General features: G+C 59.4%; 10 protein-coding genes. 7 read left to right on the top strand and 3 right to left on the bottom strand.

Annotated features, from left to right (window positions below; translation table 11 throughout):
* The first annotated feature begins 80 nt into the window (after positions 1-80).
* The 5 genes from EV561_RS17700 (at position 81) to EV561_RS17680 (ending at position 7,662) form a co-directional block, all read left to right on the top strand.
* Positions 81-1,031: a LysR family transcriptional regulator gene (locus EV561_RS17700; RefSeq protein WP_132523609.1), complete on the top strand. Its 951-nt coding sequence runs from the start codon at positions 81-83 to the stop codon at positions 1,029-1,031.
* Between the two features lie 221 nt (positions 1,032-1,252).
* Positions 1,253-2,380, top strand: coding sequence for an efflux RND transporter periplasmic adaptor subunit (locus tag EV561_RS17695; RefSeq protein WP_132523608.1), 1,128 nt, complete (start codon positions 1,253-1,255; stop codon positions 2,378-2,380).
* Positions 2,381-2,383: 3 nt separating this feature from the next.
* Positions 2,384-5,524, top strand: coding sequence for a multidrug efflux RND transporter permease subunit (locus tag EV561_RS17690; RefSeq protein ID WP_132523607.1), 3,141 nt, complete (start codon positions 2,384-2,386; stop codon positions 5,522-5,524).
* A gap of 237 nt (positions 5,525-5,761) precedes the next feature.
* Positions 5,762-7,084: an alpha/beta hydrolase gene (locus tag EV561_RS17685; protein ID WP_245512709.1), complete on the top strand. Its 1,323-nt coding sequence runs from the start codon at positions 5,762-5,764 to the stop codon at positions 7,082-7,084.
* Between the two features lie 143 nt (positions 7,085-7,227).
* Entirely contained in the window at positions 7,228-7,662 is a 435-nt protein-coding gene (locus tag EV561_RS17680) for a hypothetical protein (RefSeq protein ID WP_188080004.1), read from the top strand.
* Between the two features lie 143 nt (positions 7,663-7,805).
* Here EV561_RS17680 and EV561_RS17675 read toward each other — a convergent pair whose 3' ends face one another.
* From EV561_RS17675 to EV561_RS17665, 3 genes are read right to left on the bottom strand one after another with little or no spacing between them, the layout of a single operon-like run.
* Positions 7,806-8,744, bottom strand: a complete 939-nt coding sequence (locus tag EV561_RS17675) for a DUF2950 family protein (RefSeq protein ID WP_132523605.1) — start codon at positions 8,742-8,744, stop codon at positions 7,806-7,808.
* A 33-nt stretch (positions 8,745-8,777) separates the two neighbouring features.
* Positions 8,778-10,205 carry a DUF3300 domain-containing protein gene (locus EV561_RS17670; protein ID WP_132523604.1) on the bottom strand — a complete coding sequence of 476 codons (1,428 nt, stop codon included), beginning with the start codon at positions 10,203-10,205 and terminating at the stop codon, positions 8,778-8,780.
* 48 nt (positions 10,206-10,253) lie between these two features.
* A complete protein-coding gene (locus EV561_RS17665; RefSeq protein WP_132523603.1) occupies positions 10,254-10,562 on the bottom strand; it encodes a hypothetical protein in 309 nt (102 codons plus the stop codon).
* 357 nt (positions 10,563-10,919) lie between these two features.
* On the opposite strand from EV561_RS17665, the gene EV561_RS17660 reads away from it, so the two are divergent.
* Both EV561_RS17660 and ppk2 read left to right on the top strand, forming a co-directional pair.
* Positions 10,920-12,638: a SulP family inorganic anion transporter gene (locus EV561_RS17660; RefSeq protein WP_132523602.1), complete on the top strand. Its 1,719-nt coding sequence runs from the start codon at positions 10,920-10,922 to the stop codon at positions 12,636-12,638.
* A gap of 20 nt (positions 12,639-12,658) precedes the next feature.
* Positions 12,659-13,501: a polyphosphate kinase 2 gene (gene ppk2, locus EV561_RS17655; RefSeq protein WP_132523601.1), complete on the top strand. Its 843-nt coding sequence runs from the start codon at positions 12,659-12,661 to the stop codon at positions 13,499-13,501.
* Positions 13,502-13,517: the final 16 nt, after the last annotated feature.

Raw genomic sequence — 13,517 nt, 5'->3', positions numbered from 1 at the left:
GAATGCTCCTGACCTAGACTGTTGTCGTTGTGGCCTTGCAGCCTTTATACAATGCGGCGACTGAGCATTCGCGAGGGAACATGATCGATATTCGCGAGTTGCGATATTTCGTGCAAGTGGTGCGGGCAGGAAGTTTTAGCCGGGCTTCGATGGAGTTGAACGTCGCGCAGCCCGCCCTAAGCCGGCAGATGCAGAAGCTCGAGGAAGAGCTTGGCACCGCGCTGCTGCTGCGCCACGGGCGTGGGGTCCGCCCAACCGCGGCCGGTACACTGTTGCTCGAACGCGCCGAATCCATCCTGGGCCACTTGCGGCAGCTTCCCGATCATATCCGGGACGCATCGGAGGCTATGGTCGGACATGTCGTTCTCGGCCTGCCGCCTGCAGCCGGCCTGTTGATCGCGCCGGAGATCGTTTCAAGGTTCCGTGCACGCCGGCCGCATGCGACCCTTCATCTGAAGGAAGGCGTCAGCTCTTCGCTCGAAGAGTGGCTTCTCGGTCGCCGCCTGGATATTGCGGTACTTCATAATCCGACAATGCTGCCGGGCCTTAATCTCCATACGGTCATAAATGAAAACATGGTGGTGGCCGGGCCCGGAAAAGGTGGGCCTCGCGACGAGTTGGGGACGATCCGATGGCGCGAGATTGCGGAGACGCCGCTGATCCTGCCGAGCCTGCCCCACAGCAATCGCCGCTTCATCGAGCAGGAGGCCGCGCGGCGCGGCGTCAGGCTCACGCTCGTCCAGGAAGTCGACAGCGTCGCCATGACCAAGGTGCTGGTCAAACGCGGCTTCGGTTCAACGATCCTGACTTATGCCGCGGTCGCCGCGGAGGTCGCCAGCGGCGAAATCGACGCACGCCGGATCGACCGGCCACCACTGGTCTCGACCATCGCGATTGGAACGACCCAGGACGCCATGATGGCTCCTCTTGCGCGCGAGGTCTTCGAACTCCTGCGCGATGTCATTAGTAGTCTGGTCGCTTCCGGCACCTGGGTCGGCGCGCAATGGGTCGAGACTTTGGCTCGACGTTGAGCCAATGAGCACGACCGTTCGCTGAGCTGCAATCTGTTCCCGCCGCCTTCGGGAGCTGATCCCGACACTAGCTCGCCTTTGATTGCTCCCCGGCGAGCGGCGCTGTCTCCCGAACATTAATTTACGCCGTTTGTTACCGTAACATACTTGCGGACGGCCTTGTTTCGGCTCTTTGTTATATAAGGTAACACATACATGCGGGCTTATCCGAGGGGGAAGTCATGCGAGTTCTCGTCAGCCTATCGTCTGTCGTCGCAGCGGCCGCCGCCGTCATGTTGGCCCCCAGCGCATTCTGCCAGGAAGCGGCAACAACCGCCGCACCCCCACCGCCGCCCACTGTCACCGTCGCGCTGGTAACCGAGAAGGATATCCGGCCTTCGTCCTCGTTCACCGGACGGGTGGTCGCTGTCGACAAGGTCGACCTCAGGGCGCGGGTTGACGGATTTCTCGAAAAGACGCTCTTTAAGGAAGGACAGGATGTAAAGCCTGGCGATCTGCTCTTCTCGATGGAAAAGGGGCAATTTCAGGCGGCCGTAGAGCAGGCCCAGGGAAATCTCGAGGCGGCTGAGGCATCGGTCTCGCTCGCGGATATCGAGGTCAAGCGGCAGTCCGATCTTGTCGCCAAGAATGCGGGGACCCAGCAGGCACTCGATCTGGCGAACGCCAAGAAGCAGGGATCCGCGGGAACCGCCGAACAATTGCGAGCCGCCTTGGCGCAGGCCGAACTCAATCTCGGTTACACGGATATTTCGGCGCCGATTGCTGGGCGGATCGGCCGTGCTGCATATTCGGTCGGAAACTTCATCGGGCCTTCGAGCAATGTACTCGCAACGATCGTCAGCCAGGACCCAATCTACGTGAATTTCACGGTTTCACAGCGTGAGATGCTGGGGATACGCGAGAAATACAAGGGAGCAGCCGCTGACGCGCTGGTGAATGTGCAGCTTGCCGACGGCACGACCTATCCCCAGGGTGGGAAGATCGACTTCGTCGACGTGAGCGTCAATCAGGGAACGGACACGGTGGTTGTGCGAGCAAGCTTCGCCAATCCGGACCGAGTGCTTGTCGACGGTCAGCTTGTCAACGTCACGGTCAAGGGTGATCAGGCGCAGTCCGCTCTGGTGATCCCGCAGTCGGCCATACAGATCGACCAGGCCGGTCCCTACGTGCTTGTCGTCAACAAGGACAAGAAGATCGAGGTGCGGTACCTCCAGCCGGGGCAGATGGAAGGCAGTGACGTCTCCATCACCAAGGGGCTGTCTGCCGGGGAGATGGTCGTAACAGAAGGCATACAGAAGGTTCGCCCGGGGCAGGCTGTCGAGCCCGTCGTCGCCAAATCAGGGTCCTAAGCAATGCTCTCAGAAGTCTTCATCGATCGGCCGCGATTGGCCGTTGTCATCTCGCTCGTCATAACGATCGCAGGCCTTGTGGCGCTCAAGGTCATTCCGATTGCCCAATTCCCGGACATCGTACCGCCCCAGGTGTCAGTGACGGTCACCTATCCCGGTGCGAGCGCTGATGTCGTGCAGGAAACCGTCGCGCAGCCGATCGAGTCGCGCGTCGTCGGCGTCGACAACATGATCTATATGAAGTCGACGAGCGGCAATGACGGCAGCTATACGCTGACGGTCAGCTTCGCCGTTGGAACCGACCCTGACATCAACACCGTCAACGTCCAGAACCGCGTCAGTCTGGCAGAAGCACAGCTGCCGCAGGAGGCACGCGCTCAGGGCATCAACGTCAAGAAGAAGTCTTCGGCGCTGATGCAGCTCATTGCGCTGACATCCACCAAGCCGGAGCACGACCAGCTCTTTCTGTCGAATTACGCGACGATCAACATCATCGACGGCCTGAAGCGGATCAAGGGCGTCGGCGATGTGACGTTGCTGACGCCATGGGACTACAGCATGCGTGTCTGGGTCACGCCGGAACGCCTTGCGAATTTCGGCATGACGCCGAATGACGTCGTGGCCGCGCTGAAGAGCCAGAACATCCAGGCGGCGATCGGCCGCATCGGTGCGCAGCCGGCTCTGCCGGACCAGCAATTCCAGCTCACGATCCAGACCAAGGGCCGCCTGACGTCCGCCGAGGAATTCGGCGCGGTCGTGATCAGGGCGCAGCCGGATGGCTCGTTCGTGCGGGTAAGAGACGTGGCGCGCGTCGAACTCGGGCCGAAGGCCGCAGATCAGATCGGTCGACAGGACGGCGCTTCGGCAGCCGTCATCGGCATCTACCAGGCGCCTGGCGGCAACGCCATTGCGACGGCCGAGGCGATCCGCCAGCTCCTTGAGAGGCTGAAGCCATCGTTCCCCGACGGGGTCAGCTACGCGATCACTTACGACACGACGAAGTTCGTCGAGGAAAGCATCCATGAGGTGGTCAAGACCCTGATCGAGGCCTTCGTCCTCGTCGTGATCGTCGTCTATCTCTTCCTCGGCAGTGTCCGGGCGACGCTCATTCCGCTGATCGCCGTGCCGGTATCGCTGATCGGTACGTTCGCCGTCATGATGGGATTGGGCTTTTCAGCCAATACCGTCTCGCTGCTCGCCCTCGTGCTCGCCATCGGGATCGTGGTCGACGACGCCATCGTCGTGGTTGAGGCGGTCGAGGCTCATCTCGAGAAGGATCCGACCATCACGCCGGCAGAAGCGGCGCGACGCGCCATGACCGAGATCACGGCTCCGATTATCGCGATCACGCTCGTTCTGCTCTCCGTGTTCGTCCCGGTCGCCTTCATTCCCGGCATCTCCGGCGAGCTCTTCCGCCAGTTTGCCGTTGCAGTCTCGGTGTCGATGGTCATTTCCGCGATCAACGCCCTCAGCCTATCGCCCGCCCTTTGCGCCGTGTTGCTCAAGGCGCACCACGGCCCGAAGCGCGGCCCGATCCGCTATGTGTTGAAAGGCATCGACCTCGCACGCGATGGCTATGCCTCGATTGTCCACAGGCTGGTGCGAATTGCCGTCTTTGGTCTGGTCCTGTTGGCCGTAATTGTCTTTGCTACCGGTTGGTTGTTCAAGACAACCCCGACTGGCTTCCTTCCATCCGAGGATCAGGGCGCCATCTTTGGCGAAATCATTCTGCCGGAAGGTGCGTCGGTCAACCGCACGGATGCCGTCACCAAGAAGGTCGAGGACATCGTGCGCAAGACAGAAGGTGTTCAGGGCGTCATGTCGGTCGTCGGCTACAGTCTGCTCGATGCACAGGTAAAGTCGAATGCCGCCATGATGGTGCTGACGCTCAAGCCCTTCGCCGATCGAACCAAACCCGAGCTCTCAGTGGATGGCCTGATCTCCAAGCTTGGCGACGAGTTTCGATCTCTCTCCGAAGCCAACGTCATCGTCTACAATTTGCCGCCGATTATCGGGCTCGGAACCGGAAGCGGCTTCGAATACCAGCTTTTGAGCCTTACTGGCAGCAATCCGGCTGAGGTTGCACAAGCTGCGCGCGGCCTCGTTTTCGCGGCCAACCAGAACCCGGTTCTCAACCGTGTCTACACGACCTTCAGCGCCAACACGCCGCAGCTCTACCTCGATATCGACCGCGAAAAGGTGCAGACGTTGGGCATTCAGGTTTCCGACGTCTTCAACGCGCTCCAGGCGATCCTCGGCAGTATCTATGTCAACGACTTCAACCTGTTCGGCCGTACATGGCAGGTCACCGTTCAGGGCGAGGCCAGCAACCGGGCGCGAATAGACGACATCTACCGTATCAACGTCCGTAACAGCAACGGTGATATGGTGCCCATAAAGGCCTTTGCCAACGCTCGTCTGATCCTTGGGCCACAGCTCATCGTGCGCTACAACAACTACGCCAGCGCCACGATCAACGGCGGCCCGGCGCCTGGCCGCAGCTCCGGCGAGGCGATTGCCGCAATGGAGCAGGTCTCCGCCAAGACGCTTCCGCCGGGCTACAGCTACGAATGGACGGGCACGGCACTTCAGGAAATCGAAGCGAGCGGCAAAACGGCGATCATCCTCGGCCTTGCAGTCCTATTCGCCTATCTCTTCCTGGTGGGGCTCTATGAAAGCTGGACGATCCCGGTAGCAGTGCTGCTCTCGGTTTCGGCGGGTATTGCAGGCGCCATGCTGGCGTTGAAGCTCGCGGGCCTTGACAACAACATCTATGCCCAGATCGGTCTCGTGGTCCTGATTGCACTTGCCGCAAAGAACGGCATCTTGATCGTCGAGTTCGCCATGATGCGTCGCGAGCACGGTCTGAGTATTTCCGAGGCCGCGGTCGAGGGAGCAAGGGAGCGGTTCCGCGCTGTGATGATGACGAGCTTCGCCTTCATCGCGGGACTCATACCGCTGGTGATTGCCGAAGGCGCGGGCATGCTCAGCCGCCGTGGCGTCGGTACGGCCGTGTTCGGCGGCATGGTCGGGGCGTCGTTGGTCGGCATCTTCCTGATCCCCATCCTTTACGTGATCTTCCAGTGGCTCCGCGAAAAAGTGAAGCGCATCGGGTCATCCGCGAAACAGAAGGAAGTGCACTAGGTCCGAAAGCTTCTCCTGGATATTGGCCTTACGTGCGGGCATTTCGCATCTGCACAACTCAAGGTAATAAAGCGATTCGAAATATATGAAGCCATGAGCTCCATTCTGCGCTATGGTTGATCGCCGCAGTTTGGGTAACTGCAGCCTCCGCGATCACAGCGGAGGGGACGGAACCTTTGGCGAGGGGATATCGAGATCGCTTGTTCATCGATGATATCGGCGCGGCCCGGGAACGGGGTGCGACGCCTTTGCGAACATGCGACGGCCTGCCTGACGCTGCTTTTCCTCGTCGTTCTCTCGGCCTGTGCCAACGGCAAATCGGCTGGCATGGCGGATGCGGGATCAGGCGCAAAGACCGCCATCGCCTCCACGACAACAGCGAAAGCCAGAAATTTCGATGTCCTCTACGTGACAGATCGGGCGCCTGTTGTCTCCAGCACCCGAGCGCTTTCCTATGGTCCAGGCAGAGATCGGGCGCTAAGCTTCGGTTCAGTCTCGCTTGCCTTTCCCCCAACGGCCTCAGGTCGGCCGGCGGACACCAGTGACGCGCCGCTGAAGATTGTCGCGACGACCAGGATCGGCGCGTTCCCGCAGACGCCCTACGCCATCCAGGCGACGGCCAAGGGTCCGGAGCGATTGCCGGCGACTGTCAAAGCGCACGAAAGAGCGGCCGCTGCGCTCAAAGGAGAGATCAGCAGACGGCTGTCCCTGGCGAAACGCAAGGAAGTCGTCATTTTCATCCACGGCTACAACAACACCTTCAACGATGCGGCGGAATCGACCGGCAAGATATGCGAGACGCTTTCGATGGATTTCGTCTGCGTTGCCATGACATGGCCTGCCGGCGGCTCGGGTGGCGTTTTCCAGGGATACAACATCGACCGGGAGTCCGGAGAATTCGCGGTAGCGGATATCAAAAAAGCCATCCGCATCATTTCTGAAACGCCAGGCGTGGAGCATGTTCATCTTCTCGCCCACAGTCGTGGAACCGATGTCCTTCTCTCGGCCATCCAGCAGCTTGGTATTGAAGCCTATGTCGCCCGCTCCTCGCCGGCGCAGCGCTACAAGATCGCCAATGTCGTTCTTTTCGCGCCCGATATCGACCTGGATGTGGCCGTGACCAAACTGTTCGGTGTCGTCTCCGATCCGGATATTCCCTTTGGATCGCGGCCGAAACCTTCCGGCGCCTTTCCGCCGACAGGTTCTCTACATCTGACCGTGTATTCCTCGCCGAACGACAAAGCGATCGCGCTATCGAGCTTTCTCTTTGGCAGCGTCGTCAGGCTCGGGCGGCTGACCAGCACCAACATGACGACTGATATCAACGGCTCGAATGCACTCTGGGAGAATTCGCAGATCGCTGGCATTGCCGACTTCATCGAATACAAGGGACAGGCCGGATTTTTCGGACATGCCTACTTCAATTCCGATCCGGCAGTGCGTGAAGATCTGGTGGCCCTGTTGCGTGATCGTCTTAAGGCAGGAGATCCGCGGCGACCGCTGGTGGAGGTCAAGCGGCCGTTCTGGCGTATCGCGGAGGCTTCGAAAGCAACCAACTAGAATTGGCCAGCTTCAGTAATATACCGTATTTTACCTCTACGGAGGCGTATCTTACTGCCTCCGTCCTCTCATCGGACCTATCATGGTTTTAAATTTTGGAGGCCATGGCGATGACATCAACCGAGACGTCCACACCCCAGACAATGAACAGCGCGGAAGATTTGCGCAAACGTGCCCTTGAGCTTCAACTTGCCGAGATGGAGCGCAATGACAGAATCAAGGAGCGCGAGGCAAAGAAGCACGCGGAATTCGTTGAGGACTTTTTCCGCAAAAATATCGGTGACGCCGAGCGCGCCGTTATCAAGCGGCTGGTCATGAAGGCCGCTGCCGACGGAAAGTACGAGGCTATGATCTACAGCTTCCCTTCGAGCTTCTGCACTGATAGCGGCCGCGCCATCAACAATAGCATTCCCGGTTGGCCGGACACGCTCCAGGGAAAGGCAAAGGAACTGTTTGAACTTTTTGAAGAGGTGGCCAAACCTCAGGGCTACGGACTGAAAGCCACGATCATCAATTTCCCGGAAGGCATGCCGGGAGATGTCGGGTTTTTCCTGACGTGGGAACCACCCGTCGAGTGATCATTCAAACACAATCAAGATGTCACGCGTCCGCCCTAGCCGGCGGACGATTTATATAGCTGACGATCGAATCCCGCACTGCCTTGGCAAAGTACGACGGTCCCGCCGATGACGTTCCTGAGGCACGACATCGGCGGTCCATGCTAGTCCTGAACAATGGTCCAGTTGGAGTCGGGATTGAACTCCTTTATCGCTGCTGCTCGCTCTGTGGTCTGCGGCCCAAGATCGCGTTGGTAGATGGGGCTCACGCCGTTGACGATAAAGGTCTGCACACCGGTCACCCGATATGTGACCGGCCAGGCAATCAGGGCAAAGCCGGCCGTCATATGTCCATTGACGATATAACTCTGCTTGCCACCAAGCACATTGGCTCCCTGTCCCGTCAGGATGCGATAGCGGTATCCGTAATATCCGCCGCCTCGCTTGGCCGTGCCGAAGGCCGCCGTCTCGATCAGGGCGCTCGCCGGGCTGTCGTCGCCGTCGGGGCCGGGTTCCCAGTACAAGCCGTCCCGCTTGCCGGGCGTGCTGATCAGCTTCTGGGCATACTCATAGATGCCATCGCCGTCAGGATCCTCGGAGGCATACTGGTGTTGGGCCACGACATAGTCTCGCATGGTCTGAATGGTTGCGAGTTCGTTCTCCCCGATCCGACGGTTGACGATTTCCTGCAGGCCATCGCGTGTGTCGAATGACCATTTTCCGTCCTTGCTCTTGGCAAGCGGGAAAGGCAGGGGCCAGAGCTTATCTCCGATCGCAACGACTTTCCGGTCCCCCAAATCCTGCAGGACGACCTGCCGTGTGGCTCCCTCGCGGATCAGGTGATAGGCGATCATCGCATCATCGCTCGCCTGTAGTTTGTCGGCCTTCAAGCCGAGAAGATTTGCAAGTCCGCCGATGTCGTCCGAGGAGAGCACCGACTTCAGCCGATCGACCGCCTGCTCGGGCGTGTCGAACGACGGCGGCGGGCTTGTTCCCACGAATTCAGCAAGATCGGTCTTGCCCTGGGAGAACGACGGGGTCGCGGAAGCCACGCAGAGTGCGGTGGCGAGCATGAGTGGGAGCACCGTAGATTGAAGTCTCATGATGTAACTCCGATAATCTGGAAGGGAAAACACTTACCGCCGACGACCGCCGCCGCCACGACCTCCACCACCGCGGAAGCCACCACCGCCGCGACCTCCGCCACCACGACTCATCTGAGGACGATGAGCCGGACGCGACATGGAGCGACCGCCACCGCGGAATCCGCCACCCATGCTTTGCCCACCCCGCCTCGAGGCTATAGCTTCGCGGCGGCCGCCGGATTGGAAGTTTCCAAGCGCACTCGTCCGGCCCCGGTTGTCGGGGCGCGCCGCCATCCTGGATTTGTTCCCTCTCGCTGCGGCGACATTTCCCGCGCGGTTGGCCGGTCTCGCAGCGGCGCGGTTACCAGACCTGTTGCCGCGGGCCTCAGGTCGCGACGCATTCGCTCGATTGATGCCATCTCCCGGCCTGTTTGCCGCATTCGCTCTCAGCCCCTGGGATGTATTCCGCCTGATATCGTCAGCACGGCCCCGGACGTTCCCCGCTCCCGTGCCGCGGTTCGCCCGCAGGTCGTTCGCTCTGTTACTCAGCTGATTACGATTATCGCCCTGTAGCCCGTTTCTGATTGCCGAGCGGTCAATGTTGGCGAGTTGATCGCGACCGATCGAAAGCTTGCTCCGATCGACGTTCTTCCAGTCGATGTCGTTCCACTTGACCTTGCCGTTGAAGTTGCGATTGTTGAAGCAATTGTTGCAGTCGACATCAACGTCTCCGCGCCAATTGCCGCCCCATACGCCCCAATTGTTCCAGTTGACGGCTGCCGCCCAGGCAACGCCCGTGACGGCCGCAGCGAAGAACCCGGCCCCTGGATAGTAATAATTGTCGTAGGAATCGGGATAGTAGGAGATCGGAGCAGGCGCATAGTTCGGCTCGTAGAGCATCTCAGGCGCATATTGCGGGATGTAGATCTTTTCGGGATTGGTCGGACGAATGATAATATTGTCGTTCTCGTTGACAACAGTCACCTTGTCGTCCGTCTTGATGATGTTTTTCGCCACCGCCTCGTCTCGGAGTTGCTGAATGGCGATAAGTACGTCCTTTTGCTGATTGGTGAGTGCGTCGGCAAGCGACTGCGTCCAATCGAGATCCTCACTCATCATCTTGACGACATCCGGATAGTTCAGAAGCGAGATGACGCTGCCGTCCCAGTCACTTTTCGGCTTGAGCTTGCTGTCCTTCTTCTTCGCCTCGAGATAACGCTGGGCCTCGACGATCTGCAGCGGAAAAAGGGAAGCAGCCGAGATCGCCGCAACCAGATCGTCAGGGTAAAGCGCGATCCGCGCGACCAGAATCTCGAGATCGTCGTCGGAAAGTATCGTTGTATCGGTCTGGTCCGCATTCGCCGTTGCGGCAGCTGCAGCCGCCGCCGGCTCCTGGGCGCGCACGGCGAGCGCCGGCTGTAATGATATGATTGTAAAGGCTGACAGTCCGGCGAGCAGCCTGCGAGAAATTGCTTTCATTGCGCATTGACCTCCTCTGGATCAGAACCAATTGCTTTGATGCTTGCCTCATGGTGACTTTGGTCGTGCGTCCGGTGGCTTGAGCATCACGATTTTCGACTGGGCGAGCGCCTCTCTCATTTCCTTCAACAGGGCGTCGACCAGGGCGGCATATTCTTGCCGCCGCATCTCTCGCAGGTTGTCCGGTAAGCGTTCGACATGGGCCAGGGCGTCAATTGCGGCCGCGAGGTCTTCGCACATGCTGTGGAAGGCCTCGTTCACATAAAAAAGCCGCTGCACCAGCCTCTTCTGGTCGGGGAAGTGCGCCTCGACCGTCTCTAGAACGGACAGATGTGTCGAATTGCCTCCCGAGTTCATCCCCCACCGCCATCGAAACGCGTTAAGCAGACGATGCCATTATAAAATGCCTGCAGTGACGGGAGGCGTAACTTACGCGATCCTACGGTTAGTCGGCATTTCGATTTGGAACCTGACAGATCCTAAGCCGGAGAAAGGTCGCCTTCTCCAAGCGATTGATGGCGTTGGCGATTTTGGGTCGCCTTGCCGAGGGCCTCCGCTTCCAAGATCTCGATAGAGGTTACGCGATGCTACGGGCCTTTGGGCCAAAGCGGGTCTATTATCGAAGGTCGATCAACTGCTCGAAAACAACGGCAAGTTCCGACGGCCTGGCGATGTTGTTGCAGGAGAGCAATGATAAATTGGTAGGGACCCGCGGTGATAGGCAGTCTTCCGATGTTGCGGGGCTTAGCCGGTTTCAATCGAGACTGGCTTCGCAAGGATATACCGGCCGGGCTGTCGATCGCCGCGGTGGGCTTGCCGAGCGCCATCGCCTATCCGGCAATTGCCGGCTTGCCGCCGGAAACCGGCATCTATGCGAGCATAGTTGGGCCGATTGCCTACGCGATCTTCGGTCCCTCCCGGCTGCTGGTCGTCGGCCCCGACGCTGCTACCATGACCGTGCTTGCTGCTGCGATGGGCATCATCATTGCGGCTGAACCCGCTACCGCCAACATCGATCGGGTTACAATCGCGTCAGCGCTTGCTGTCGGCGTCGGTATCTTTTGCATTGTTGCGAACCTGCTCAGGCTCGGTGTGTTGGCAAGCTTTCTCTCTCGTCCCATCCTGGTTGGCTTTTTCGCTGGCGTGTCGCTCTCCATCCTCATTGGACAGATTAGCCGTTTCACGGGAGTGAAGATCGAATCCGATGGATTGATCCCTCCCCTCGTCGAAATTCTGGCAAAGAGCGCCTCGATCCACTGGCCGTCACTGCTCTTCGGCCTGCTGATGTTCGCGTTGCTCTGGGGCGTGCGGGCATTGCCCTTCAATATCCCCGGCCCCGTGTTGGTGGTCGTGATATCAGTCATTCTCTCCGCTGTCTTCGATTTCAAAGGACATGGCATCGCCGCCGTCGGTGACGTTCCCACCGGGCTGCCAAAGTTTTCATTGCCGGCACTCTACGAGATGCCTTGGGACCAGATCGTGCTCGGCTCTGCCGCTATCTTTCTGGTGAGTTTCGGTGCCGGCATCGTAACCGCGCGAAGTTTTGGGTCGCGGACCGGCGAGGAGGTCGACGCAAATCAGGAACTGATCGGCCTTGGCGCTGCAAACATTGCGCCGGGCTTGTTCGGCTCCTTCCCCATCAGCATGTCGGACTCCCGAACTGCGATCAACCTCTCGGCAGGCGGCGTCTCGCAAGCGGCAGGTCTGGTCTCGGCGGCCACGCTGATCGCCGCGCTTGTCTTCCTGCACAGCGCTTTGCGAATCCTGCCGCTTCCGGCGCTCGCAGCAATTCTGGCGAGCGCTGCAATCAGCCTTATCGATGTCCAGGAGCTCCGTAAGATCTGGCGGATCAGCCGTATGGAATTCGTCTTTGCGCTGATCGCCATGGCGGGGGCCATCAGTTTCGGTGTTCTCAATGGCGTGATTGTCGCCGTCGCAGCAAACCTTGCCTACCTGATCCGCAAGATCATGTTTCCGCGCGACGGTTTTCTTGGTCGCCTGGAAGGGCGTGACGGTCTCTTCGATCTTGCCCGCTTTCCCGAAGCGCACCCGATCGACGGCATCGCCGTCTTCACGGTTCACGGCAGTATCCTGTTTTTCAACGCAGACTATATCCGCATGCGATTGACGACGGTCGCAAAGGAACTCCCCGCCGGAACCAGATGCCTTCTTCTCGATGGCAGCGCCATCACGCATATCGATAGCACGGGCGCCGCAGCACTGGATTCTGTCGTCGGAACCCTGGCGGAGCGAAATATCACTTTCGCGATTGCAGATCTCGGCGAGGAGAGCAGGGGCATTCTCGATCGCGCCGGCGTTTTGAGTGCAATCGGCGTTCACAACCTTTTCAATGACAGGGAAGAAGCCGTGACGGCACTGAACGGCAGGATCGATCGAACAGGCAATGCATTCTCTGAAAGCACCGGACTCTAGAGAACGAAGGAGGGAGAACCATGGACGAGATATATGAGGCGAAACGTCTGGACGAAGAGGCAAAAACAAACGGCAAGGAGAAAAAAAAGAAGAAGTCATGGGACTACGACAAGGAAATCGCGCGCCTGCAGGTGGAACTGGCTCATCTCCAGGCATGGGTAAAAAAATCCGGCGCGAGAGTGGTCATCGTCTTCGAGGGGCGTGATGCCGCCGGCAAGGGCGGAATGATCAAGCGCATAACGGAGAAGGTGAGCCCACGCGTCTTTCGCGTGATCGCGTTGCCCGCGCCCACCGAACGCGAGAAGTCCCAGATCTACATGCAGCGTTACATCGCCTATCTGCCGGCTGCCGGGGAAATCGTGATCTTCGACCGCAGCTGGTACAATCGCGCAGGCGTCGATCGCGTCATGGGCTTCTGCAGCGACAAGAAGGCTCAGCGCTTTCTTGAACTGGCGCCGCGCTTCGAGGCCGCAATCGTCGAAAGCGGCGTCATTCTGCTGAAATACTTCCTGACGGTCAGCGAGGAAGAGCAGGAACGCCGGTTCAAGCGCCGGATCGACGATCCCGTGAGACAGTGGAAACTCAGCCCCATGGACGTGGAGTCATATCAACGCTGGTGGGACTATACGCGCGCCTATGACGAAATGCTGCGAATGACCGACAGCAACCATGCGCCATGGTGGATCGTGCCATCGGATGACAAGAAGCGTGCCCGGATCAACTGCATCTCGCACATTCTGCAATCCATCCCCTACGAGCGCGTGAAGTTTGATGCTCCCGATCTCGGAAAACGCCAGAAGCGCCCGTCGGGCTTCATGGAGGATCACACCGTTAGGCACGTCGTGCCCGACACCACGCCGTGAAGCGCGATTTCGGACG

Source organism: Rhizobium sp. BK376 (assembly GCF_004341625.1).
Lineage (GTDB): Bacteria > Pseudomonadota > Alphaproteobacteria > Rhizobiales > Rhizobiaceae > Rhizobium.
This window is presented reverse-complemented; position numbering and strand designations above follow the sequence as displayed.

Excerpts from the sequence above, each read along its gene's own strand:
- EV561_RS17700 (WP_132523609.1), top strand. The coding sequence starts at position 81 with ATGATCGATATTCGCGAGTTGCGATATTTCGTGCAAGTGGTGCGGGCA.
- EV561_RS17695 (WP_132523608.1), top strand. The coding sequence starts at position 1,253 with ATGCGAGTTCTCGTCAGCCTATCGTCTGTCGTCGCAGCGGCCGCCGCC.
- EV561_RS17690 (WP_132523607.1), top strand. The coding sequence starts at position 2,384 with ATGCTCTCAGAAGTCTTCATCGATCGGCCGCGATTGGCCGTTGTCATC.
- EV561_RS17680 (WP_188080004.1), top strand. The coding sequence starts at position 7,228 with ATGAACAGCGCGGAAGATTTGCGCAAACGTGCCCTTGAGCTTCAACTT.
- EV561_RS17675 (WP_132523605.1), bottom strand. The coding sequence starts at position 8,744 with ATGAGACTTCAATCTACGGTGCTCCCACTCATGCTCGCCACCGCACTC.
- EV561_RS17670 (WP_132523604.1), bottom strand. The coding sequence starts at position 10,205 with ATGAAAGCAATTTCTCGCAGGCTGCTCGCCGGACTGTCAGCCTTTACA.
- EV561_RS17665 (WP_132523603.1), bottom strand. The coding sequence starts at position 10,562 with ATGAACTCGGGAGGCAATTCGACACATCTGTCCGTTCTAGAGACGGTC.
- ppk2 (WP_132523601.1), top strand. The coding sequence starts at position 12,659 with ATGGACGAGATATATGAGGCGAAACGTCTGGACGAAGAGGCAAAAACA.